Origin of the sequence: Streptomyces sp. BE20 (genome assembly GCF_036322525.1) — a bacterium.
Taxonomy (GTDB): domain Bacteria; phylum Actinomycetota; class Actinomycetes; order Streptomycetales; family Streptomycetaceae; genus Kitasatospora.
The window spans coordinates 21,434-43,675 of record NZ_JAQYWW010000589.1; the positions used below are offsets into that span (position 1 = coordinate 21,434).

At 73.9% G+C, this 22,242-nt stretch carries 22 protein-coding genes, 1 tRNA gene, 1 pseudogene and 1 riboswitch; of the genes and pseudogenes, 16 read left to right on the plus strand and 8 right to left on the minus strand.

Annotated features, from left to right (window positions below):
- Positions 1-161: 161 nt before the first annotated feature.
- Positions 162-509 (minus strand): hypothetical protein, encoded by a 348-nt coding sequence (locus PUR61_RS11605; protein WP_329878528.1) that lies wholly within the window; start codon positions 507-509, stop codon positions 162-164.
- Positions 510-1,562: 1,053 nt separating this feature from the next.
- On the opposite strand from PUR61_RS11605, the gene PUR61_RS11610 reads away from it, so the two are divergent.
- The 4 genes and pseudogenes from PUR61_RS11610 (at position 1,563) to PUR61_RS11625 (ending at position 4,671) form a co-directional block, all read left to right on the plus strand.
- A complete protein-coding gene (locus PUR61_RS11610; RefSeq protein ID WP_329878531.1) occupies positions 1,563-1,817 on the plus strand; it encodes a hypothetical protein in 255 nt (84 codons plus the stop codon).
- Positions 1,789-2,304, plus strand: coding sequence for a DUF6879 family protein (locus PUR61_RS11615; protein WP_329878533.1), 516 nt, complete (start codon positions 1,789-1,791; stop codon positions 2,302-2,304). The genes PUR61_RS11610 and PUR61_RS11615 overlap by 29 nt, the downstream gene beginning before the upstream one ends.
- 13 nt (positions 2,305-2,317) lie before the next feature.
- A pseudogene (locus tag PUR61_RS11620) lies at positions 2,318-3,166 on the plus strand (helix-turn-helix domain-containing protein).
- Positions 3,167-3,519: 353 nt separating this feature from the next.
- Positions 3,520-4,671 carry a hypothetical protein gene (locus tag PUR61_RS11625; RefSeq protein WP_329878535.1) on the plus strand — a complete coding sequence of 384 codons (1,152 nt, stop codon included), beginning with the start codon at positions 3,520-3,522 and terminating at the stop codon, positions 4,669-4,671.
- Between the two features lie 51 nt (positions 4,672-4,722).
- Here PUR61_RS11625 and PUR61_RS11630 read toward each other — a convergent pair whose 3' ends face one another.
- From PUR61_RS11630 to PUR61_RS11640, 3 genes are all read right to left on the minus strand, one after another.
- Positions 4,723-5,514 carry a hypothetical protein gene (locus tag PUR61_RS11630; protein ID WP_329878537.1) on the minus strand — a complete coding sequence of 264 codons (792 nt, stop codon included), beginning with the start codon at positions 5,512-5,514 and terminating at the stop codon, positions 4,723-4,725.
- Positions 5,515-5,672: 158 nt separating this feature from the next.
- Positions 5,673-6,404 carry a sensor domain-containing protein gene (locus PUR61_RS11635; RefSeq protein WP_329878539.1) on the minus strand — a complete coding sequence of 244 codons (732 nt, stop codon included), beginning with the start codon at positions 6,402-6,404 and terminating at the stop codon, positions 5,673-5,675.
- Positions 6,405-6,557: 153 nt separating this feature from the next.
- Positions 6,558-7,133, minus strand: a complete 576-nt coding sequence (locus PUR61_RS11640) for a GNAT family N-acetyltransferase (RefSeq protein ID WP_329878541.1) — start codon at positions 7,131-7,133, stop codon at positions 6,558-6,560.
- Positions 7,134-7,176: 43 nt separating this feature from the next.
- Between PUR61_RS11640 and PUR61_RS11645 the strand changes: the two genes are divergently transcribed.
- Entirely contained in the window at positions 7,177-8,196 is a 1,020-nt protein-coding gene (locus tag PUR61_RS11645; protein WP_329878543.1) for a hypothetical protein, read from the plus strand.
- 126 nt (positions 8,197-8,322) lie between these two features.
- On the opposite strand, the gene PUR61_RS11650 is transcribed toward PUR61_RS11645, so the two are convergent.
- A complete protein-coding gene (locus PUR61_RS11650; RefSeq protein WP_329878545.1) occupies positions 8,323-9,192 on the minus strand; it encodes a M23 family metallopeptidase in 870 nt (289 codons plus the stop codon).
- A 12-nt stretch (positions 9,193-9,204) separates the two neighbouring features.
- Positions 9,205-9,363: riboswitch (cyclic di-AMP (ydaO/yuaA leader) on the minus strand.
- A gap of 244 nt (positions 9,364-9,607) precedes the next feature.
- Here PUR61_RS11650 and PUR61_RS11655 point away from each other — a divergent pair.
- The 3 genes from PUR61_RS11655 (at position 9,608) to PUR61_RS11665 (ending at position 11,639) form a co-directional block, all read left to right on the plus strand.
- Positions 9,608-9,898 (plus strand): YiaA/YiaB family inner membrane protein, encoded by a 291-nt coding sequence (locus PUR61_RS11655; RefSeq protein WP_329878547.1) that lies wholly within the window; start codon positions 9,608-9,610, stop codon positions 9,896-9,898.
- 138 nt (positions 9,899-10,036) lie between these two features.
- On the plus strand, positions 10,037-10,936 hold the full coding sequence (locus tag PUR61_RS11660) for an alpha/beta fold hydrolase (RefSeq protein WP_329878549.1): 900 nt from the start codon (positions 10,037-10,039) through the stop codon (positions 10,934-10,936).
- 133 nt (positions 10,937-11,069) lie between these two features.
- Complete coding sequence (locus PUR61_RS11665; RefSeq protein WP_329878551.1) at positions 11,070-11,639, plus strand: TetR/AcrR family transcriptional regulator; 570 nt, start codon at positions 11,070-11,072, stop codon at positions 11,637-11,639.
- A gap of 184 nt (positions 11,640-11,823) precedes the next feature.
- On the opposite strand, the gene PUR61_RS11670 is transcribed toward PUR61_RS11665, so the two are convergent.
- Positions 11,824-11,897, minus strand: a tRNA-Ile gene (locus PUR61_RS11670).
- A gap of 284 nt (positions 11,898-12,181) precedes the next feature.
- On the opposite strand from PUR61_RS11670, the gene PUR61_RS11675 reads away from it, so the two are divergent.
- From PUR61_RS11675 to PUR61_RS11710, 8 genes are all read left to right on the plus strand, one after another.
- Positions 12,182-14,599 (plus strand): SpoIIE family protein phosphatase, encoded by a 2,418-nt coding sequence (locus PUR61_RS11675; protein ID WP_329878553.1) that lies wholly within the window; start codon positions 12,182-12,184, stop codon positions 14,597-14,599.
- 162 nt (positions 14,600-14,761) lie between these two features.
- Complete coding sequence (locus tag PUR61_RS11680; protein ID WP_329878643.1) at positions 14,762-16,438, plus strand: ATP-binding protein; 1,677 nt, start codon at positions 14,762-14,764, stop codon at positions 16,436-16,438.
- Positions 16,422-16,835, plus strand: coding sequence for a roadblock/LC7 domain-containing protein (locus PUR61_RS11685; protein WP_329878555.1), 414 nt, complete (start codon positions 16,422-16,424; stop codon positions 16,833-16,835). The genes PUR61_RS11680 and PUR61_RS11685 overlap by 17 nt, the downstream gene beginning before the upstream one ends.
- A complete protein-coding gene (locus PUR61_RS11690; RefSeq protein ID WP_329878558.1) occupies positions 16,832-17,179 on the plus strand; it encodes a DUF742 domain-containing protein in 348 nt (115 codons plus the stop codon). The genes PUR61_RS11685 and PUR61_RS11690 overlap by 4 nt, the downstream gene beginning before the upstream one ends.
- A complete protein-coding gene (locus tag PUR61_RS11695) occupies positions 17,157-17,795 on the plus strand; it encodes a GTP-binding protein (RefSeq protein WP_443035153.1) in 639 nt (212 codons plus the stop codon). The genes PUR61_RS11690 and PUR61_RS11695 overlap by 23 nt, the downstream gene beginning before the upstream one ends.
- A complete protein-coding gene (locus PUR61_RS11700; protein WP_329878560.1) occupies positions 17,792-19,345 on the plus strand; it encodes a cytochrome P450 in 1,554 nt (517 codons plus the stop codon). Before PUR61_RS11695 ends, PUR61_RS11700 begins: the two co-directional genes overlap by 4 nt.
- Positions 19,342-20,415 (plus strand): cytochrome P450 family protein, encoded by a 1,074-nt coding sequence (locus PUR61_RS11705; protein ID WP_329878562.1) that lies wholly within the window; start codon positions 19,342-19,344, stop codon positions 20,413-20,415. Before PUR61_RS11700 ends, PUR61_RS11705 begins: the two co-directional genes overlap by 4 nt.
- A 44-nt stretch (positions 20,416-20,459) precedes the next feature.
- Complete coding sequence (locus PUR61_RS11710) at positions 20,460-20,726, plus strand: hypothetical protein (RefSeq protein ID WP_329878564.1); 267 nt, start codon at positions 20,460-20,462, stop codon at positions 20,724-20,726.
- Positions 20,727-20,823: 97 nt separating this feature from the next.
- Here the strand turns inward: PUR61_RS11710 and PUR61_RS11715 are convergent, their stop codons facing one another.
- Both PUR61_RS11715 and PUR61_RS11720 read right to left on the minus strand, forming a co-directional pair.
- Complete coding sequence (locus PUR61_RS11715) at positions 20,824-21,642, minus strand: isocitrate lyase/PEP mutase family protein (RefSeq protein ID WP_329878565.1); 819 nt, start codon at positions 21,640-21,642, stop codon at positions 20,824-20,826.
- Positions 21,643-21,653: 11 nt separating this feature from the next.
- Positions 21,654-22,136: a carboxymuconolactone decarboxylase family protein gene (locus PUR61_RS11720; protein WP_329878567.1), complete on the minus strand. Its 483-nt coding sequence runs from the start codon at positions 22,134-22,136 to the stop codon at positions 21,654-21,656.
- Between the last annotated feature and the right edge of the window lie 106 nt (positions 22,137-22,242).

The window sequence follows — 22,242 nt, forward strand, 5'->3', positions numbered from 1 at the left end:
CGTAGCCCGACGGACGGGAACGCGCAGAAGTTGTCGCACCCCCGGGACACCCTCAAGTCGAGGCCCCGGGGGTTCGGCATGTGTCCATCCGAGCAGGCCCCGCCCTGCCGGAGTTGATGAGCGGGACGGGACCGGGCCGGGCACGGCCCTGCCCGGCGGGCTCAGGCAAGAACCAGGGTGTGGACGCCCTGGTCGAGATGTGCGAAACCCTGCCGCTCCCATGCCTTCTGGAGCTTGGTCACGGCCTCTTCGTCGGGCCGCCGGATCTCGGGATCGTCCGACTCGTAGGAGCACGGTTCGCCTGGTCCGTGATCGTGAATCGGAGCCGGGTAGCAGACGGCCACCGCCCCGGGGACAGCCAACCGCCGCAGTGCCGTGACGGCCAAGGCCATGCCCACCCCCTTTCCTCGCCATTTGTCGGTAACGTGGACCGACTCCAGCAGGAGCAACAGCGGGGGACGCAGCATGGCCAGTGCGGGTACCAGGGCGCCGTCCTCGGCGAAGATCACACGCGGGATGCGGTCGAGTAGCCCGGGGTCGGCCTCCAGCGCTGCACGGGGATTGGAAGCCCCCCGGGAACCACCCGGGTGATATTGGCAGCGCCGATCTCCTGGTCGGGGACATAGAACCTGGCCGTCCACCGCTCGGCGCGGGCGGTCCACGCCTCATCTGCGAACTGCCTCATGTTGTACGAGATGTGGAGCCGGTCAGGGTCCATGGTCGTTCCTCCGAGGGCGGGCCCCCGCCGCGTACACGACGGGGACCCACCAGCGTGACGGGTACTACTTCGGGTCGGGAGCGGGCTGCTCCGGGGCCGGCTTGCCTGCGTGCTTCGGCGGGGGCTTCTCGGCCCCCTTGTGCTTGGACCCGATGATCCCAACGGGCATTGCGCTCTCCTCTACTCGAAGTTGACGGCGGCCGTGGTGATGGCGTCCGGCGGCATCGGACCGGGCGGCCTCTCGGGCGGGTCCTCGCGCATACTGGTGCCTCCTCGCACTGTGGGAACCGACCGCCGGATAGTGGCCGGGTCGTTCGGTGTTGCGGGCCCCGCTCCGGTCGGCGCGCTGTCCAGGGAACGCCGATCGGAGCGGGAGATTCCTGGGGCCCGTGCCAGGCCGTACGGCCCTTTCAACGACCCGGCACGGGGGTCCCGCCGATCCTGGGCGCGCTGCGCGGGGGTGGACGGCGTCCGGTCTCGCCAGTCGTCGCAGATCCTCACTCGTCTGCCGCTCCGTCCGGACACTCCGGCTTGCCGCAGGTGCACGGCGGCCACTCGCGCAGGATTCCCCAACCGACGGCTTTGGCGGCGCGCGCCGATGCCGGCACCGGGCCGTGCTCCGCCAGCGCGCTTGCCGGTTCAGCCTCCACATTCGACACGGATGTTCCCTCCGCCGCCTGATTTACCGACGCATACGACGCTACGGACGGCGACAGGGCGGGCTCTACGAACTTGCAGGAGCTTGCACGCCAATCGCGTTGTCACGTAGCTGTATTGACGCTCTGCCTGCTGCTCGGCGAGGCTTGTGCAAGCCCGAGCAAGCACCTAGACCAGGGAGCCGGCCATGGCCATAGAGTTCGTGGGCATCGACCCCGACACCGACCGGGACCACTGCCCCACCGTGTGGGTGGACCTGGAGGCTCAAGAGATCCTGTTCCAGGGATGGAGGCCGAGCCCTGAGACCCAGGCGGACTGTGAGGGAAGCAGTCCCGCGAACGGGCCGGTGCCCGACAGTGAAACCATCAGCAGGATTCCGGCCCGGATGGTGCCGATGATCAGGGAGGCGTGTGATGCCATTGAGCGTGCCCGACTTCGCTGAGCTGCTTGGGCAGTGCGAGCGGTCCGCGGTTCATCTGGAGCTGCGGGACTCCTACGCTTCGACGGAGCGATTCGAGGGATGGCAGCACGGCGAGCGGATCAACTGGGAGGACCGCGAGTCCTGGTGGCATTCCTATGATCAGTTGATCGCGGATGCGGTGGCTCGGGGTGTGGCGATCCGTAGCGCTCGGATCGTCTCAGAGCCCGTGTCCGAGTACATCCGGTGGGAGCACTACGTCACCCACGCAAACGTCACGGCAGGTGAGGAGGTCCGTTGGCTGCCACGGCGGCAGGCCACGAGTATCCCCCTACCGGCGAATGACTTCTGGCTGTTCGACGGTGCGCTACTCCGCGTGCACCACTTCTCCGGCGACGGCGCGGTGGTCGAAGATGAGATCACGGCAGACCCGGAGACCGTAAAGCTGTGCACCGCTGCCTTCGAAGCAGTCTGGGAGCGCGCGATCCCGCACCATCTGTACGAAGTCTGACGAGGCCGGCTCCATGCCCGCGCACCCCTCTTCGAACGTTCAGAAGGCTCGCGAAGCCCTTGCCGGTCGGCTGAGCGAGATCCGGAAGGATGCCGGGATCAGCGGGCGGGAGCTGGCTGTCAGGTGCGGCTGGTCAGAATCGAAGTCATCCCGGATCGAGAACGCCAGGACACGTCCCTCTGACGCAGACATAAGGGCCTGGTGCGACGCCTGCGGGGCCGGCGATCAAGCCCCTGACCTGATCGCCGCCAACCGGCAGTCCGCCGATGCTCATGTGCAGTGGAGACGGCTCCAGCGGAGTGGGCTCCGCCGCCTGTAAGAGTCCACGGGCGACCTGTACCAACAGACCAGGCAGTTCCGGGCCTACGTCTCCGACGTCATCCCCGGGTTCCTCCAGACTCCCAGGTATGCCGCTGCCCTGCTGTCGTCCATCGCCGACTTCCGGGGAACCCCCGACGACGTGAGTGACGCCGTGGCGGCCCGCATGAGGCGTAACGCGGTGTTGAGCAACGGCGCACGTCGGTTCTCGTTCGTACTGGAGGAGTCAGTGTTGCGGTACCGCGTGTGCAGTGCCGAGACCATGGCGGCACAGCTCGGCCACCTGCTCGGAGTCATGGATCTTCCGAACGTCGCTCTGGGCATCATCCCGTTCGCGACACAGCGGACCGTCTGGCCCATGCCGACCTTCACGATCTTCGATGCCACCAGGGTCCACGCCGACACGCTGGATGCTGCCTCCACACTCACGCAACCCAGCCAGGTGGATCTGTACACCCGAGCATTTGAACGGCTCACACAGGGCGCAGTCCGGGGCGCAGCAGCGCGCTCACTCGTGGCGGGTGCTTTGGCGGATCTGGATTGAGCTTGAGTTCCATCAGGATGTGTGAGGTGGCTGCTCGCTGGAGCGGCCCTGCCTGCGCAGGGTGAGGCCCCTGGCCTCCGGCAGGCGAAATCCATAGCAGTCACCCGGCCCGCGGGCTCACCGGAACATCCCCGGTGCCTCGGTGCCGGACCTCTCGCGGGGTCCGGCACCGAGGAGCAGCCCGCGGGCCGTCTGCATGTCCGGGACCGGGCCGTGTCCCCTCTGCGGGCACCGCCCCGGGCCCGAGGAGCGCCGGGCGCGGCTGCGGGCGTTTCCCGGGCTGCTCCGAGGGCATCCCCGCTAGAGTCGGCGCGCACTCCGGAGCGGAGCGGCACGGGCACGGGGGGTGGGCGATGGCGGGGACGACACGGCGGACCGGCGGTGCGGCGGCCATGCGGACGGCGCAGCGGACGGCGCAGCGGACGGCGGCCGGGGCACTGCTGGGCACGGGGGCGCTCGGGCTGCTGCTGTTCTCCCTGGGGCGCGCACGACCGTGGCAGGCGCTGGGCGGCGGACTGGTGGTGGCCTGCGCGGCGGTCATGGTCGGCGGCGCGCTGGGCTTCCTGTTCGGGGTGCCCCGGGTGCGCACCGCCACGGGCGGCTCCGAGCCGCACGGCTCGTACGCGCCGAACACCAATCTGGAGCAGGTCTCCGACTGGCTGACCAAGGTGCTGCTCGGTGTCGGACTGACCCAGCTCGGCTCGCTCGGCGAGCGGTTGCACCAGCTCGGGACGGCCCTCGCGCCCGTCCTGGGCGGTGACGCGGACGCGGTGCCGTTCTCGGCGGCGCTGGTCCTCTACTTCCTGCTGCTCGGCTTCCTGGCCGGGTGGCTGCTGACCCGGCTGGCGCTGCCGCAGGTGCTCTCCGACGCGGATCAGGCACTGGACCTCTTCCTCGCCGGGCAGGACCGGGACCGCAAGGGCGACAAGGTCGGTGCGGAGGACCTGCGGATGCGGGCGATGCAGCACCTGGGTCTGGTGGGCACCAGTACGGAGCGGCCGGGCGACCTGCCCGGCTCGGTGCTGCCCCCCGGTCCCGCGGCCGGCCCGGAGAGCGTGGTGGCCGAGGTCCGGTCGACGGCGCGGCGCTCGGCGCTGACGGCGGACCAGGTGCGGCAGCTGTTCGCGGACGGCTCGGAGGGCCGGCGGATCCAGGCCCTCGCCCTGATGCAGGGCGATCCGGCGCTGGCCGACCTGACGAGCGTGCTGGAGGCGATCGAGCGTCCGCGTTCCGGCTTCGAGCAGTACCACGCGCTGCTGACGGCCCGCGGGCTGCTCTCCCGACTGCCGGACGGCGAGGCCCGGCGGCTGCACGAGGCGGTGGCGGGCCGGCTGATGGCCCCGGACGGGATCCCCTACGGCTCCGACCGGAGCTGGCTGGCGGAGAAGATACTGTCCCGCCTGGAGACGCCGGTCTTCCTCCCGCAGCAGGCCGGACCGGTGGAGGCCGGGGCCGCGGCAGCGGGAGCGCAGCCGGCCGCGGCGCAGCAGACCGGCACACCGTAGGCCGGGTGCCGGGGCCTGGCCCCAGGACCGGACGGACCGGGGAGGACGCCGCTACCCCGGGCGGCCCCGGGGCGGGCGGCCGACTCTCCGGAGCACCAGGACGCGCCGGCGCCGGCCGCCGCCGACCGGGGGGACGATGCGGATCTCGCTGGCGATCCGGAGCTCGCCGAGGGCGAACCGGACGGTGTCGAGACGGGCGCTGCGCCGCCCCTCGCCGTCGTACAGCGGGTGGACGTGGACCTCGCCGCCGAGGGCGGTGACCCGGACCAGTTCGGCCAGCGCGGCCAGCTGCCGGTCCGCCCCGAACAGCTCCGGGTAGGCGAAGAGCAGGAAGCCGCTGAGGGTGAGCGCGAAGGTGCCGTCCGCGAAGGGCAGCCGGGGCAGCGCGGCCGCCACGTACTGCTCGGGGTGGGCGGCGCGGTCGGCGGCGAACAGTCGGCGGGCGCGGTCCCAGCTGCGCAGGTAGCGGTCGGGCGGGCAGTGCCGGGGCGCCGGGTAGAGCTCGGGTCGGGCGGCCATCGTGGCGGCCATCACGGACCGCGCGGCCAGCGCCAGGGCGTCGATCTCGGCGGTCGGCCGGGCGTACACGGGGTCGGTGGCGATGGCCCGGCAGCCGAGCGTGCGGGCCTCGGCGACCAGTCCGGCGGCGCCGCCGGGGCAGTCCAGCAGGGGCCCGGGAAGGGCGGCGAGCCGGGCCCGGGTGAGGCCGAAGAGTCCGCAGTACTCGTCCAGCGGACGGGAGGTCACCAGGGTTCCGAACGCCGCGTGCGGGGCCGCGGACGCTGTGGCGAAGGGGCCGGCGGGCCGGGCGGCGGCGGTGCGGATCGCGGTTCGGGAGGCCATCGCGGCCATCCGAACACGGGCCGGCCCCGCCCGCATCCGGAGTGGTCCGGGGCGGGCGGGGCCGGAAGGTCACCGAGAGTGGCCGGGGGTCAGGAGGAGCGGGAAGCGCGGGCGGAGCGGGAAGCGCGGGCGGAGCGGCGCTAGGGCGAGGCGGGCGGTCAGCGGCCGAGCAGGCCCCGGGCGGCGAGCCGGTTGACGTTGGTCAGGCCGCGCACCAGCTGCGGGGTGACGAAGACGAAGAGCAGGCCGATCAGGCAGACGCCGGCGATCTGCGGCGTCGACTCGACGTAGAAGACGTGCTCGACACCGTCGCTGTCGTAGAAGTCGAACAGCTTGTAGCCGGGCCAGTCGGTGTAGGTCGGGAAGACCCAGTGGTAGACGGGGTAGAGCGCGAGCGACCAGCCCACGGTCAGGAAGACCGTCGACATCACGAGGCTGAGGATCGCCCACGGGAACATCACCACCTGGTAGAGCACGGCCTTCCAGCCGGCCGCGTCGGCGAGGCGGGCGGTGACCCCGCCCCAGACGCCGGGCCGGGTGGGCACGACCGGCTCCGGACCGGGCACGTCCAGGGCGAGCATGGTGCGCACCCGGGACCGCTCCAGCCGGCCGAAACCGCGGGCGGCCGTGGTCAGGGCGGCCAGCACCGGCAGGCCGAGGACGGTGACGAAGGTGCCGAGGCCCAGGCAGAACAGGGTGACGGCGAGGGTGAAGCCGGCCGTCACCACCGGCAGGCCGGTCAGCGTGTAGCCGAGCTCTCGGTAGAAGTAGGAGGTGAACGGGGCCCGCCAGGCGTACGGCGGCTCCTCGGTACGACGGACGACGCCGTCGTGGCGGTCGTACGCGTCGTACGCGTCGTACTCGCTGCGCTGCATGCTGTGGGTGCTCATGGCGGGGTCTCGGTCCCTCGGGTCGGTCTTCGTGCGGCGTGTCCTGCTGACTCCTCAAGCCTGCCGAAACGCCGTCGCGGCGGACATCCGGCTCCCCGGCGAACCGGAGGTGGGGTTATCCCCCCTCTCCCCGGCATCCCCCCGGCCTCCCCGTCACCGCCCCGCAGGACCGGGCCACTCCTCGGCGAGCAGGGCGTACCGGTAGGAGTCGTGCCGGCGGCCGGGGCGGTGGACGTCGTGCCGGTTCCGGCCCTCCGGCCGGAACCCGGCCCTGGCCAGGACCCGGACCGACGCCGCGTTGTCGACGTCCACCCGGGCCTCCAGCCGGTGCACGCCGAGCGCACCGAAGGCCAGGCCGCAGAGCAGCTCGGTGATCTCGCCCGCGTAGCCGAGGCCCCAGACGTCGCGGCGCAGCGCGTAGCCCAGCGACGCGGACCGGCGGTCACCGAGCCCTAGCGCGGCGTTGCCGATCGGGACGGCGTCGGCCGGGTCCTCGGCATCCGCGAGCCGGGTGACGGCGAGCCGGTAGACCGTCCGTTCCTCCTGCTGGGCCTCCTCCAGGTACTGCTCGATCTGGTCGGCGCAGTCCTCCCGGTCGCGCGCCTCGAACGGGAGGTACCGGGTGGCCTCCGGGTCACCGAAGACCGCGTACAGCGCCTCGACGTCCTCGGGGGTGTGGTGGAACTCGCGGATGGCCAGCCGGGGGCCGGTGAGTCGGACGGGCACCATGCCTGCCGACCCTACCCCCGACCAGCGGTTACGGTTCGTGGTTATGGAAGACGAAGACCTGCGGCTCGCCCCGCGCACCAAGGCCGCCGAACTGCTCGCCTGGGCGGAGACGGAGGGCCGCGCGCCGGTGCCGGAAGGCCCGCTCCGGGCAGTGCTGGCGCTGCTGGAACTGGGCGGGGGCAGGATGCACGACGGCTGGCCCGAACTGACCTCGGGCGCGGTCGAGCACCTGCTGTACGAACGCCTGCACCTGTACGTCCAGCCCGCGCCGGGGGAGGACCCGCTGGCGTACGGCGCGGCGGTGCGGCTGCTGATCGACCACCAGCGGGCGGCGCGGCGGCTGAACGCCAAGCGGCAGGAGCGGCTGCACGCGGAGGCCGAGTGGCAGGGCGAGCTGGCGACCGGGCTGCTGCGCCGGGCCGACCTGGTGACCTGGCCGCGGCTGTACACCCTGCTGCTGCGTGCCGACGGGGTGGACACCGCCGACGAGGACGCGGTCCGGTCCTGGCTGGAGGCCTTCGGCGGGCTGGCCGAGGAGGAGCGGCTGGCGGCGTTCGCGGCGCTGGAGGAGGACGGCACGCTGGACCCGGTGGACGACGGGGGCTGGGGCGGCGGGACCAGGGAGCTGGCGGTCGGGATGGCGTCGGACGGTGCGCGGCGGCTGCTGGAGCAGGGGCTGATGCAGCGCAGTTACCGGAACCTGGCGGAGCTGACCGCGTTGGGCCGGCCGATGCCGTCCGAGCTGGCCGGGGACTTCGGGGCGTTCGAGGAGGCGGCGGTCGGGGCGGCGCTGGAGCTCTCCGGCGAGTGGACGGTGCCGGGGCTGCCGTGGCTGCTGGTGGACGAGTTCCCGGAGCTGGCGGCGGAGCCCGGTCAGGCGGAGATCGACGCCTACCTGGCGGCGCTCCCGGAGGAGACGCCGGACGACCCGTCGGACCTCCGGTGGGACCACCCGTCGGACGACCCGTCGGGCGACCGGTGGGGCGACCAGTCGGACGACCGGTGGGGCGATCCGTCGGGCGAGCCGCACGGGGAAGAGTCCGGGGAGCGACCCGGGGCGTGACGGACGCGCGGGAGCCCCGGCGCGGTCCTCGAAGGACCGCGCCGGGGCTCCTCGGCGTCGAACGGATCGCAGCGCCTCGCGGGGCTGCCGGTCTGGCTCAGCGCGGCTCGGCAGGGGTCGCAGGGATCAGGGGTTGATGCCGCGCTGCTCGAACCAGCTCTCCGGGTCGACCGGGGCGCCGCCGCCGGGCCGGACCTCCAGGTGCAGGTGCGGGCCGGTGACGTTGCCGGTGGCGCCGACCTTGCCGATCTGCTGGCCGGGGACGACCTTGCCCGAGCCCTTGATGATCGAGGAGAGGTGGCAGTACCAGATCTCGGTGCCGTCGGGCAGGGTCTCGACGATCCGGTAGCCGTAGGACCCGGCCCAGCCGGCCGAGGTGATGGTGCCCTGGCCGACCGCGTAGACGGCGGTGCCCGTGTCGGCGGCGAAGTCCAGGCCGGTGTGCAGGTGGGCCCAGTAGCGGGCGCTCTGGCCGTAGTGGGCGGAGAGGCTGTAGTCGCGCACCGGCAGGTTGATGGCGGCGAGCTTGGCCTTCTCGGCCTCCTCGGCGGCGCGCTTGGCCTGCGCCTGCTGCGCGACCTGGGCGGCGCGCTTGGCCTCGGCCTCCTGGGCGGCCTGCACCCGGGCGGTCTCGTCGGCGGCGGTGCGCTGGCTGTCGGCCTGCTGCTGGATCCTGGCGGCGAGGGCGAGCCCGGGGTCGGCCGAGAGGGCGACCGGGGTCTCGTCCGGCACCTCGACGGCGGGCGCGGCGGCCGGCGTCGCGGAGGCGAAGCCGGTGGCGCCCAGGGTGGCCGCGACGGCGGTGACGCCGAGCAGCGGAGCGGTGCCGCGGGTCTGACGGGGCATCCGGTGCCGGTTGATCTCGGCGGTCTGCGGAGCGGTCTCGTCCGCCGGGCCGCCGAACAGGCCCGGGTGGGCCGCAGGGCGGGGGTGGTCGAGCAGCTGGGTACCGGCGGAGAAGCCGGACGGGTGTGCCGGGGTGTGCGTCGACGCCACGGAGGCGCGCTCCTTTCCTTCCTTCGCGCCTACCGGGTTAGCTGACGGGTTCGGAGCAGGAAGGTCTCCTACGGCTGGGCCTGGGCCCGGCCGATTCACCCCAAGGAACATGGTTCCCCGGCTCCCCGGCCTGCCCGAAGGCCGGCCGGCGGGATTAGGCGACGGCGCACGGTGCCGTCTGGTTACGGCGTTAGGGACCGCGCTGCGTTATCAAACGTTAATCCGAGAGGCCCCCGATTCCAAGCCATCTGTTGAGGACGACGGGATACGGGCCGGACACGCGCGGTCCGATGGGCGTTTTGGGACGATTGACGACAACTGACACTACCGAACGTGATAGGACGTCAACGAACGGCCCCCCATCTGAGTACCTCTACTCATGTGCGACCGGAGTCCGCGCGGCCATCCTGGCGCCATGAGCACACCGATGCAGTCACGCACCACGGCCGCGTACTACGTCCAGGCCGTCCTGTCCTTCTTCCTGTCCGCCGTCGCCCTCGCGATCGGCATCGCCTACCTCCCGGTCGGGGCCTGGACCCGGGCCTTCCTCGGCCTCGGCCTGCTCTACACCATCACCTCCGCGTTCACGCTGGCCAAGGTGGTCCGGGACCGGCAGGAGTCCACCGAGCTGGTCACCCGGGTCGACCAGGCCCGGCTGGACAAGCTGCTGGCCGAGCACGACCCGTTCAAGGTGGAGGGGGTCTGAGGCGGAGGGCGCCCCGGCGCCTCCGCCGGGAGCGGCCACCGGGCCGGCCGCCGGACCGGTCGTCACGCCCGGCCGCCGCGCCCGACCCCCTCGAAAGCTGGTCATAGCTTGACGGCTAAGGCTATTAGCCTTAGCTTTATGGCTATCGGCGCAGTCGCCGACGACCCGAACCCGCGCGGCAAGCCCGCCCGCGGCGGACCGAGGAGGCCCACCATGACCGGCACCGCCCCCGTCACCCGCTACCTCGACCTCCCCGGCGGCCGACTCGCCTTCGACGACTCCGGCCACGGCGACGGCGTCCCCGTCGTCCTGCTCCCCGGCATGCTCGACAGCCGGGCCGCCTACCGGCACCTGCGCCCGCTGCTGACCGCCGCCGGCCGCCGGGTGATCACCATGGACCTGCGGGGCTTCGGCGAGTGCTCGATCACCTGGGACGACTACTCGCCCGCCGCGATCGCCCGCGACGTCCTCGCCCTGCTCGACCACCTCGGCATCGAGCGGGCCGCCCTGGCGGGCAGCTCGTACACCGGCGCCACCGTGGTCAGGGCCGCCGGGGACGCGCCGGAGCGGGTCGCCGGGATCGTCCTGCTGGACGCCTTCGTCGAGAACCCGCCGCCGAACGCCCTGCAGCGCGCGGTGGTCGGCGCGATGGGCGCCCTCCTCGTCCACTCGCCGGCCTTCTGGGGCCTGTACCAGCGGAGGTTCGCCTACCCGACCGCCAAGCCGGCCGACCACGACGCCTACGTCGACGGGCTGGTCGCCGCGATGCGCGCCCCCGGCCGGAAGACCGCCACCCGCGGCTACGTCCGCGGGGACTCCGCGCCCACCGGCTGGACCTCCGCCGTGCGGTGCCCGGCCCTGGTCGTGATGGGCTCCAAGGACCCCGACTTCTCGAAGCCGGAACTGGTCGCCGACCGACAGGCCGCCGCGCTCGACGCGCGGAAGGTGATGATCGAGGGCGCCGGGCACTACCCGATGGCCGACCACCCGCAGGCCACCGCCGACGCCCTGCTGCCCTTCCTCGCCGCCCTGGCCTGAGCCGCCCACGGGGCCCGGCTCCCCCCGGGCCCGAAACCGCGCAGCCCGGCCCTGAGCGGCTCCGCGCGGCCCTGAGCGGCCGTACGCGCCCCTCGCAGCCCCAGCCACCACCGAAGCACCCTGGAGAACCGCCGTGCCCCGAGTCGGTCTGACCCCCGAGCAGGTCGTCGACCACGCCATCGCCCTCGTCGACGAGCAGGGCCCCGAAGCCCTCACCCTGGCCGCCGTCGCCGGGCGCGCCGGCGTCGCCACCCCCTCGCTGTACAAGCACGTCAGCGGCGGCCTCGCCGAGCTGCGCCGGCTGGTCGCGGTCCGGGTGACCGGAGAACTGGCCGACCGGCTGGCCGAGGCCGCCGTCGGACGCGGCGGGGACGACGCCGTCGCCGCCGTCCTGCGCGCCTACCACGCGTACGCCACCGAGCACCCGCACCGGTACGGCGCCCTGCCGCAGGCGCCGCAGCCGGACGAGGACCTCGCTGCGGCGGCGGCCCGGCTGGTCGGAGTCATCGTCGCGGTGCTGCGCGCGTACGGGCTGGAGGGCTCCGAGGCGATCCACGCGGCCCGGACCTTCCGCTCGCTGGCCCACGGCTTCGCGGCGCTCTCGATCGGCGGCGGCTTCCGGCTCGCCGAGGACCTGGAGGACACCCAGGACCGGATGATCACCGTGCTGACGGCCGGACTGCACGGCTGGCCCCGGCCCTGAGGGCCCCCGGGCCCGGGCGCGTCCCGGCGCGTCCCGGTGCTCGGGCCCCGGCCCACGAGCCCCGCGCCCGGCGCCGTGCGGGAGGGACGACCTGCGGCGGCGAGAAGGGGGCGGGGCCGCAGTCCACGGACGGAGAACGACGGAAGGGCCCGGAGCGGGGGATGCTCCGGGCCCTTCGGTGCTGTGGGGCTAACAGGACTTGAACCTGTGGCCTCTTCCTTATCAGGGAAGCGCTCTAACCGTCTGAGCTATAGCCCCGTGCTGCACGGAGAAGGGTACCGGACCGGAAGGGGGTGCCACGCCACCGGCCGCCCCGCGGGCGGTTCCGAACGGACAAACGGGATCAATCGACCATCAGGGGTTAGATTGGCCCGGCCGGCGGACGGCCGTCCGGAAGGGCCGTCCACCGGCGACGCAGGGCGGGCACCCCCGACGGCCGGACCCCGACTCCGGTACGCCGTCCGGGCTATCGCTCGCCAGCACTGGAAATAAGGTATTAAGAATTGACTGGCTCATAAGGAACCGGAAAGGCCGGAAATCCCGTGGACCCGCGCAGCAGCCCCACCGCGCGCAGTGCCATGCGCTGTGTCCGCTTATTGCTCGGCTGCACCAGCGCCGCCGAACTGCTCGGAACCGTTCTCGCCGAGGGGCCGGGCTGGATCACCGGCGAGGGTTCCGCGCTCTACCTGCTGGACTCCACCGGAATGCTCCGGCTCACCGCCTCCCACGGCCTCCCCGACTGGGCCCACGAGCGCTACGGCGTCGTCGATCCGGCCGGTGACCTCCCCGCCGCGACAGCGCTCCGGCTGCGCCGGCCGTACCTCCTCAGCCCCGAGCGCACCAGCGTCGACTACCCCAATCGGAACGCCGGGATGGGCACCGGAATGGTCGCCGTCATCGCCCTGCCGATGGTCGTCGACGAACAACCGGTGGGCGTGCTCGCCCTCGCCCTCGCCCACCGGGGCACCGTCCCCCGACGCGACCTGGACGTGCTGGAGACCCTCGGCGACGCCTGCGCCCACCGGCTCGCCCACCTGCTCGACCACGCACACCCCGAACGCCGGGCCCGGACCGACCGGGGCGCACCCGCCGCGCCGGGCGGGTCGGCCGGGTCGCACGGGTCGGCCGGACGGCGCGGGCCGGGCGGTGTGCGCCCCGGGCCGGATCCCGACGGCACCGGTCCGGCCTCCGCACCGGGCCACCCGATGCTCTCGCTCGCCCTCCGGGCCGCCGGACACGGCGCCTTCGAGCGCGACCTGGTCACCGGCGAGACCTACTGGGACGCCCACGCCCACCGGCTGGTCGGCCGACCCGCACCGGACGGGAGCGGGCCGGCCACCGCACCGGACCTCGACCTGCTCGTCCACCCCGAGGACCTGCCCGACGTCCAGGCCGCGCTCGCCGAGGCGCTCGCCACCGGCGGTCCGTACCGGATCCGCTACCGGGTACCGCGCCGGGGCGGCAGCGGAGTGATCCGGATCGAGGAGACCGGGGAGGTGATGCTGGACGTGCACCGCCGGCCGGTCCGGATCGCCGGGCTGCTCGCCGACCGCGACCACGGCCGCGCGCCCGAGGAGCGCCCGGCCGCCCCGGAGAGCGGCACCCCGGCCGTCGGAGCCCGCTCCGCGCTGCTGCTGGCCCTGACCCGGGCCCTCTCCCGGGCGGTCACCGTCCGGGACGTGACCACGACGGTCACCGATGTCGCCCGGCCGGCCTTCGGCGCCGCCGGCATCGTGCTCGACCTGGTCGACGAAGGGCGGCTGCTGCCCGTCTCGCACACCGTCTACGGCGGTGCGCGGCGTACCGAGCTGACCCGGCTGGCCGACCTCTCGGAGGGGGTGATGCAGCGCGCCCTGGCCCGCTCCGCACCCCTGTTCAGCGAGCCCGGCCGGACCGCGCGGGGCCCGGGCGGGCCCGGGCGAGGGGAGTCGGCGGAGGCGGAGAACGGGGACGGGCAGGACCCGGACGGCCAGGTCACGGACAGGCAGGGCGGGGACGGGCAGGGCGGGGACGGCAGCACCGGGAACGGGCCGCTCGCCCCGGCGGCCTGGGCGGTGCTGCCGCTGATCGCCTCCGGCCGGCAGGTCGGCTCCTGCCTGATCACCTTCGCCACCGAACGCGCCTTCGGCCGCGAGGACCGCACCCTCTACTCGGCGTTCGCCGGCATCCTCGCCCAGTCGCTGGAACGCGCCCGGCTCTACGACACCCACCACCACCGGGCCACCGAGCTGCAACGCGCGATGCTGCCGCGTTCGCTGCCCCGGCTGCCCGGGATCGCCAGCGCCGCCCGCTACCTGCCGAGCACCGAGGGCATGCAGATCGGCGGCGACTGGTACGACCTGCTGCGGCTGCCGGAGGGCCGGATCGGCCTGGTGATCGGTGACGTCCAGGGCCACAACGCCGAGGCGACGGCCGTGATGGGGCAGCTGCGCAGCGGTCTCCGCGCGTACGCCACGGACGGGCACGACCCGGCCGCCACGCTGTCCCGGACCAGCCGGCTGCTCACCGAGCTGGACACCGACCTGTTCGCCACCTGCCTCTACCTCACGCTCGATCCGGCCGACGGCACGCTGCGGGCGGCCCGCGCCGGGCACCCGGCCCCGGTCCGGATCGCCGAGAACGCCCGGGCGGTGGAGCTGGAACTGCCCGGCGGGCCGCCCCTGGGCGTCGACCCGGACGCGCCCTACCCGCTGGTGGTGGAGCACCTGGCGCCCGGCGAGACGCTGCTCGCCTACACCGACGGCCTGGTGGAGGACCGGGAGGAGGACTACGACGAGTCGGTGCACCGGATGCTCGGCGGGCTGGAGCTGTGGGCGCGCAACACCGGTCCGGTCCGGGTCGGGCCGGGGCCGGCGCTGGAGCGGCTGGCCGATCTGCTCACGTTGAACGTGACCGAACGCCGCTCCCGTCCGGACGACGTCGCCCTCCTGTTGCTGCACCGCTTGTCATCAGGGCAATAAGGCCCTTGCACGGGCGCGGACGAAGTGTTCGGTGACCGTCCGGTCGGGCCCGAAGAACGGTGGATCGGCGTGCTATTGACGGGATATCGACGAGTTCTGGTCACTTGGCGAGATCCGTTCACACCTTCGTAGGATCATCACCCTAGAATTCGCGGCGTGACGATGACTCAGTGGTGCGCAACGGCAACCGGCGTACTCGCCGCCCTCGCCCTCGTGGCCGCCGCCCGCTATCGCGCGGTCTCCGCCACCCAGCGCCGTCGGGTCACCCAGCAGCAGCGCGAGATCGACCGCCTCAAGGAACAGCTCACCGGCGAACTGAGCCGCCGCGGCGCCGAACTGGCCGCCGTCCAGCAGGAACAGGAGCTCAACGCCTCCACCCAGCGGGCGTTCCTCAGCGTGGCCCGCCGGATCCTCGTGATGGCGCACGACCAGCAGGCCCTGCTGGACGAGATGGAGCGCACCCACGACGATCCGGCCCTGCTGGAGGGCCTGCTCAAGGCGGACCACGCCGCCGCCCAACAGGCACGACTGGCCCAGACCCTGGCCGTGCTCTGCGGCGCCCGGGCCGGCCGGCACTGGCCCGAGCCGGTCACGCTGGAGGACGTGGTGCGCGGTGCGCAGTCGCGGATCCTGCCCTTCCAGCGGGTGGTGGTCCGCAGCCGGATCGAGACCGCCGTGGTCGGGGCCGCCGCCGAGGCGCTGATCCACGCCGTCGCCGAGCTGCTGGACAACGCCACCCGCTACTCCCCGCCCAGCACCCAGGTGTTCGTCACCCTGATGCCCGTGCACAACGGCGCCGTGATCGAGATCGACGACGGCGGCGTCGGCATGCCCGAGCAGGCCGTCTCCAAGGCGGCCGCCGCGCTGGGCGGCGGGCCCGCGATCGAGGTCTCCCGCCTCGGAGAGGTCCCGCAGCTCGGGCTGGCGGCGGTCGGCCGGCTCTCCGAGCAGTACGGGTTCCGGGTCACCCTCAGCTCCGCGCCCTCGCCGTACGGCGGGGTGCGGGTCGTCGTGCTGCTGCCGAACGCGCTGCTCACCGAACCGCTGCCGTCGGCCGTGCCCGGCCTCGGCACGGACGACGCCGTGTTCGGCCACGGTCCGCGCCGGTCCGCCGCTCCCCGGTCGGGCTCCCCCGCGCCCGGCCGGTCCCCGGCACACGGCCCCCAGGGCACGCACGGGCCGCAGGGTCCGTACGGATCGCCCGACGCGCACGGCGCGCACGGGTTCCCGGGCGTTCACGGATCGCCCGGCGCGTACGGGCGGCCGGACGGGTACGGGCAGCAGGGCGCGTTCGGAGCACCGGGCGCCTACGGGCAGCAGGGCCCGACCGGGCCACAGTCCGCGCAGGACCCGTACGGGTACCCGGCACCCTCCGAGTACCCGCCGCTGTACCCCCCGGCGACCGGCTACCCGCCGGTGGCCGGCACGCCGGGAGCACCCGGCATCCCCTCGGCCGACACCCCGTCGGCCGACCGGCCCGCCGAGGCCGGCGCCACGCCGCCGCCGCTGCCCCGCCGGAGCCACCGGCGCGACCGGGCCAACCGGCACGCCGCGTCCGCCGCTCCGACCCCGCCGGCCGCTCCGCCGTACCGCTCGGCCCAGCAGGCGCAGACGTTCATGGCGATGTTCCAGGCCGGCACGGCCAGCGGCCGCTCGGCCGTCCAGGCCCAGGCCCACTCCCCGGGCCACCCCCAGGGCCACCCTCAGGGCGACGATCGGGCCCACTCCCCGGGCCACGGCCAGAACCCCGGCCGGTCGCACGCCCCGCACGACCCTTCCCTTCCCGCTTCCCCCCAGCTTCCCCAGCGCTCCGGAGAGTTCCATGACCACCACCCCTGACCTCGGCTGGCTCCTCGCCGACATCGTCTCCGTCCCCGAGGTCCAGCACGCCGTCGTGGTGTCCAACGACGGCCTGGAGATCGGACGCAGCGAGGGCATCGTGCGCGAGGACGCCGAACGACTCGCCGCCGCCTGCTCCGGCCTCCAGTCACTGGCCCGCGGCGTCGCCCAGGGCTTCGGCGGCCACGGCAGCGCGACCCGCCAGATCATCATCGAGTACGGCGGCGGCTACCTCTTCATCGTCGCCGCCGGCGCCGGTGCCCACCTGGCCGTGGTGACCGCCGAGGCGGTGGACGCCGGGCTGGTCGCCTACCAGATGCAGGTCCTGGTCGAGCGGATCGGATCCCACCTCACGAGTCCGCCGCGCGCCGACCTCGCGGCGGAGGGGCTGCGGTGAACGGGCCGGTCCGGCCCTACGTCATCACCGGCGGCCGCAGCCGTCCCACCAGGACCGCGCTGGCCGTCGAGAGCCTGGTCACCGCCTTACCCGACCGGCCCGCACTGCCCGAGGACGCGCTGCTCAACCGCGAGCACCAGCGGATCCTGGACCTCTGCCGCAGCCTGCTCTCGATCGCCGAGGTGGCCGCCTACCTGGGCCTGCCGCTCGGTGTCGTCAAGGTCCTGGTCGGCGACCTCTGGGACCTCGGCGCCGTCCAGGTGCTCCCGCCCGTCCCGCAGGCCGAACGCCTGCCCACAACCCTCCTGGAAGAGGTACTCGTTGGCCTCCGCCAACTCCGCTGACGCCCTCGCCGGCGCGTCCGCCGACCGCCCCGCCGAACCCCGGTACCTGCCGCCGTCCGTCCAGGGCGCCGTCAAGATCCTCGTCACCGGCCCGTTCGGGGTGGGCAAGACCACCCTGGTCGGCTCGCTCAGCGAGATCACCCCGCTGCGCACCGAGGAGACCATGACCGCCGCCAGCAGCGGGGTCGACGACCTCACCGGGCGCAGCGAGAAGACCACCACCACGGTCGCGCTGGACTTCGGCCGGATCACGCTCAACGCCCGGCTCGCCCTCTACCTCTTCGGCACGCCGGGCCAGCAGCGGTTCTGGCCGCTCTGGGACGACCTGTCGCGCGGCGCGCTCGGCGCCATCGCCATGGTGGACCTGCGCCGCCCGGACGAGAGCTTCGAGGTGCTCGGCCGGCTGGAGGAACAACGGATCCCGTTCGCGGTGGCCGTCAACACCTTCCCGGACACCCCGAGTTACCCGGAGGAGGAGCTGCGGTCGGCACTGGACCTGCTGCCCGAGGCGCCGATCCTGTACTGCGACGCACGGGACCGGCGGGCCTCGTACGACCTGCTGATCGACTTCGTCGACCACCTGCACTCCACGGCCGTACTGGAGCTCCAGCGATGACGACCCCCGAGCCCGGTACCGCGCTTCCGCCGCCCGGCTGCCCCGCGCACGCGGGCGGCCCACCGTCCGGCGGGCTCCCCGGCGGGCTGCCGGTCGGAGTGCCGCTCACCCCGCTGTACGGCACGGCCGTCGCGGACGACCCGCACGGTCTGTACACCCGGCTGCGCGCCCAGTACGGCCCGGTCGCGCCGATCGAGCTGGAGCCCGGCGTCGAGGCCTGGCTGGTCGTCGGCTACCCCGAGCTGCTCGAACTCACCCGCAACGAGGCGCTGTTCTCCAAGGACTCGCGCCGCTGGCGGGTCCCCGCCGAGGGCCGGCTGGCCCCCGACTCCCGGCTCCAGCCGATGACCGCCTGGCGCCCCACCCTGCTCAACCTGGACGGCGCCGAGCACCAGCGGCTGCGCGCCGCCGTGGCCGACACGCTCGCCCAGATCGACCACCGGCAGCTGCGCGAGACCACCGAGACCGCCGCCGACGCGCTGATCGACAGCTGGGGCCCGGACGGCACCGCCGACCTGGTCGCCCAGTACGCGCGCCGGCTGCCGCTGCTCGTCTTCACCCAACTGCTCGGGCTGGCCGCCGAAACCGGCCAGCACCTGATCCAGCTGATCAGCCACATCGCCGACAGCGGCGCCGAGTCGGTGCGCGCCAACGCCGAGTTCCAGGCGATCCTGGTCGACCTGGTCCGCCTCCGCCGGACCACGCCCAGTGCCGACCTCACCTCCTGGCTGCTGGCCCACCCGGCCGGGCTGACCGACGAGGAGGCGGTGCACCACCTGGTCGTGATGATGGTCGCCGGCAACGAGACCACCATCTGCTGGACCGGCAACACGCTGCGGCTGCTGCTGACCGACCGCCGGTTCCGGGCCACCCTCACCGGCGGGCGGCTGACCGTCGCCGACGCGCTGGAGGAGGTGCTCTGGCGCGACCCGCCGACGCAGAACTTCCCCGGCCGGTGGGCCACCGGCGACACCGTCCTCGGCGGCCAGTACATCAGCCGCGGCGACATGCTCGTCCTGGGGCTGGCCGCCGCCAACGCCGACCCGGCCGCCCAGGGCACCGGCACGCCCGGGCACGGCGCGCTGGGCGGCAACCGGGCCCACCTGGCCTGGGGCGCCGGCAAGCACGTCTGCCCGGCCCAGCAGCCTGCCCGGATCATCGTCGAAACCGCCGTCGAGACCCTGCTCCACCGCCTTCCGGACCTCCAACTGGCCGTACCGCCGAGCGAGCTGGCCTGGCGTCCGTCGCCCTGGTCGCGCGCCCTGGTCAGCCTGCCGGTGCTCTACAGCGCCTTCACCCCGCCCCGACCGCAAGCCCCCGAGAGGCCCGCCGCATGGACACCGCCGCAGCCGCCGAGCACGACCGACCCGGCCACGGAGCCGTCCCCCTCCGAGGGGGGTCCGACACCGGGGCAGGCGCGCCCGTCCGGCCCGACCCCGTCCGGCTCGACCCCTTCGGACGGGACCAGCACGGGGAGAACCTCCGGCTCCGGGAAGCCGGCCCGGCGGTCCTGGTGGAGCTCCCTGGCGGGGTGGTGGTCTGGGCAGTGACCCATCACGACACCCTCCAGGAGCTGCTTGCCGACCCGCGCGTCGGCAAGAACCCGCAGCTGTGGACGGTGTTCCGGGAGGGCCGGCTGCCCGAGGGGTGGCCGCTGATCAACTTCGTCACCGTCCCCGGCATGATCACCACGGACGGCGACGACCACCGGCGGCTGCGCGGCCTGGTCACCCAGGCGTTCACCCCGCGCCGGGTCGCCGCGCTGCAACCCGCCATCGAGGCCCGGACCGTCGCCCTGCTCGACCGGATAGCCGGCCTGGAGGGCGAGTTCGACCTGCGCGAGCACTTCGCCTACCCGCTGCCCATGCAGGTGATCGGCGAGCTGCTCGGCCTGCCGCCCAAGCAGCAGGACGAGCTGCACGAGCTCTCCGACACCCTGGTCTCCAGCTCGGCCACCCCCGAGGCCGCGGTCGCCGCCCAGCGGGCGCTGTTCGCCCTGCTCGCCTCCGTGGTCGCCGCCAAGCGGGCCGAACCGGGCGACGACCTCACCACCGACCTGATCGCCGCGCGCGAGGACACCGACCGGCTCAGCGAACAGGAGCTGGTCGGCACCCTGCTGCTGATGCTGGTGGCCGGCCACGAGACGACGCTCAACCTGATCACCAACGCCGTCCGGGCGCTGCTCGCCCACCCCGACCAGCTGGAGCTGGTGCTGAACGGCACCGCGTCCTGGTCCGCGGTGGTGGAGGAGACGCTGCGGTACGACTCGCCGGTCGGCCAGTTCCCGCTCCGGTACGCGGTCGAGGACATCCCGGTCGGGGACGCCGTGATCCGGCGCGGGGACGCTCTGCTCGCCTCGTACGCCGCCGCCGGACGGGACTCCGGGCACTACGAGGAGGCCGACCGCTTCGACCTCACCCGCAAGCCGAACCGGCACCTGTCGTTCGGCCACGGCCCGCACTTCTGCCTCGGCTCCGGGCTCGCCCGGATGGAGGCGGAGACGGCGCTGCGGTCGCTGTTCGCGCGGTACCCCGAGCTGGCGCTCGCGCAGGGCCCGGCGCCGGAGCCGATCGGGTCCTTCGTCAGCAACAGCGTGCGGACGCTGCGGGTGACCGTCTGACCCTGCGGAAGTGACCGCGGGGCGGCCGGGTCGTTGGGGGTTCCATGAAGAAACTCGCCACCCTGGCCGCCCTCACCATGGCCGGTCTCGCCGCCGCCGTCCCGGCCGCCTCCGCCGCCACCTCCACCGCGGCCTCCCCGGACGCCCTCGGCGGACTCTCCAACGGGCTCACCCTCTCCCCTGCCGACCTCCTCCTTCACGAGGCGAAGGACCTGCCGCTGGTCGGCCACGCCGCCGGCGAGGTCGAGGCCATCGGCACCAACCAGATGACCCACCCCGGCCTCAGCGGCCAGATCGGCCACGGTCTGTGAGACCGGCCGGCGGACGGCCCGCGGGCCGTCCGCTGAACCGGCCGGCCGGTGCGACAGACCGGTTCCGCACGGTCGCACCGGCCGGTCCTGAGCCGGCTCACTCGGCGGGGGCGCTCAGCTCCTGCAACTCCTGGTAGCCCAGTCCGCCGTCGAGCGCGGTGTACGTGCCCTCCGCGTACACCTCCTCGGCGGCGCGGCGCACCGCCGCGTACGCCGCCCGGGCCAGACCCGGCCCCAGGCTGACCCGGGCCACCCCCAGCCGCGCCAGCTCCGGCACGGACGGCGAGCCCGGCCCGGCCAGCACGTTGAGCGGCGCCGGGACGGCCTTCACCAGCGCGGCGATCACCTCCGGGTCGGCCACGCCGGGCACGAACACCCCGTCGGCGCCCGCCTCGACGTACGCGCGCAGCCGGGCGACCGCCTCGTCGAACCGCCCCTCCGGGTCTCCGAGGCCGAGCAGGAAGACGTCGGTCCGGCCGTTGACGAAGAGGTCCACGCCGGCCGCGACCGCCGCCGCGCGGGCCGCCGCGATCCGCTCGGCCGCCTCGGCCACGGGCCGCCGGCCGTCCTCCAGGTTCACCCCCACCGCCCCGGTGGCGAGGAGCCCCGCGACCGTCCCGCCCACCCCGGCGGCCGTCTCCGCGAACCCGCTCTCCAGGTCGGCGGTGACCGGCAGGCCGACCGCGCGGACGATCAGCGCCGTCTGGGCCAGCACCTCGCCCCGGTCGGCGGCGTCGCCGTCCGCGCTGCCGAGCGTCCAGCTGACGCTCGCACTGGCCGTCGCCACGGCGCGCGCCCCGGCGGCGGCGACCAGTCGGGCGCTCGCCGCGTCCCAGACGTTGGCGAGCACCAACGGGTCACCGGGGCGGTGGAGTTCGCGGAGGATCCGGGCCTTGGCCTGCTGCTGTGCCGTCATGGTCGGGAACCCTACTTCGTGGCCGGGCTGAGCCGGGAGGTGACACCGATCCGGTTCCAGGAGTTGATGGTGATGATCAGTGCGATCAGCTGCGCCAGCTCGGCCGGCTCGAACTGCGCGGCGGCCTCCTGGTACACGGCGTCCGGCACGTGGCCCTGGGTGAGCAGCGTGACCGACTCGGTCAGCGCGAGCGCGGCCCGCTCCCGGGCGGTGAACCACGGCGTCTCGCGCCAGGCGGGGAGGGAGAGCAGCCGGTGGTCCCGCTCGCCGTTCTTCAGGGCGTCGGTGGAGTGCATGTCGATGCAGAACGCACACCCGTTGATCATCGAGGCGTGCACCTTGACCAACTCGGCGAGGACCGGGTCCACGCCCTGCCGGGCGGCGCGCTCCACCGCGAACATCGCCCTGTAGAAGTCGGGCGCCAGGTCGGGAAGGGAGATCCGCTGCTCGGGGGCGGGGACGGGGGTGTCGGCCGAGGTCTCGTTCGTCGTCATGCCTGCCAGCCTAGGGGCCGGGTGGCCTGCCCTACTGGTGCGTTCGGGCCCGGGAATCGTGGGCCACTTCGGGGGTACGCCGGGCCCCGGCCCGCCGCGGCCGTGG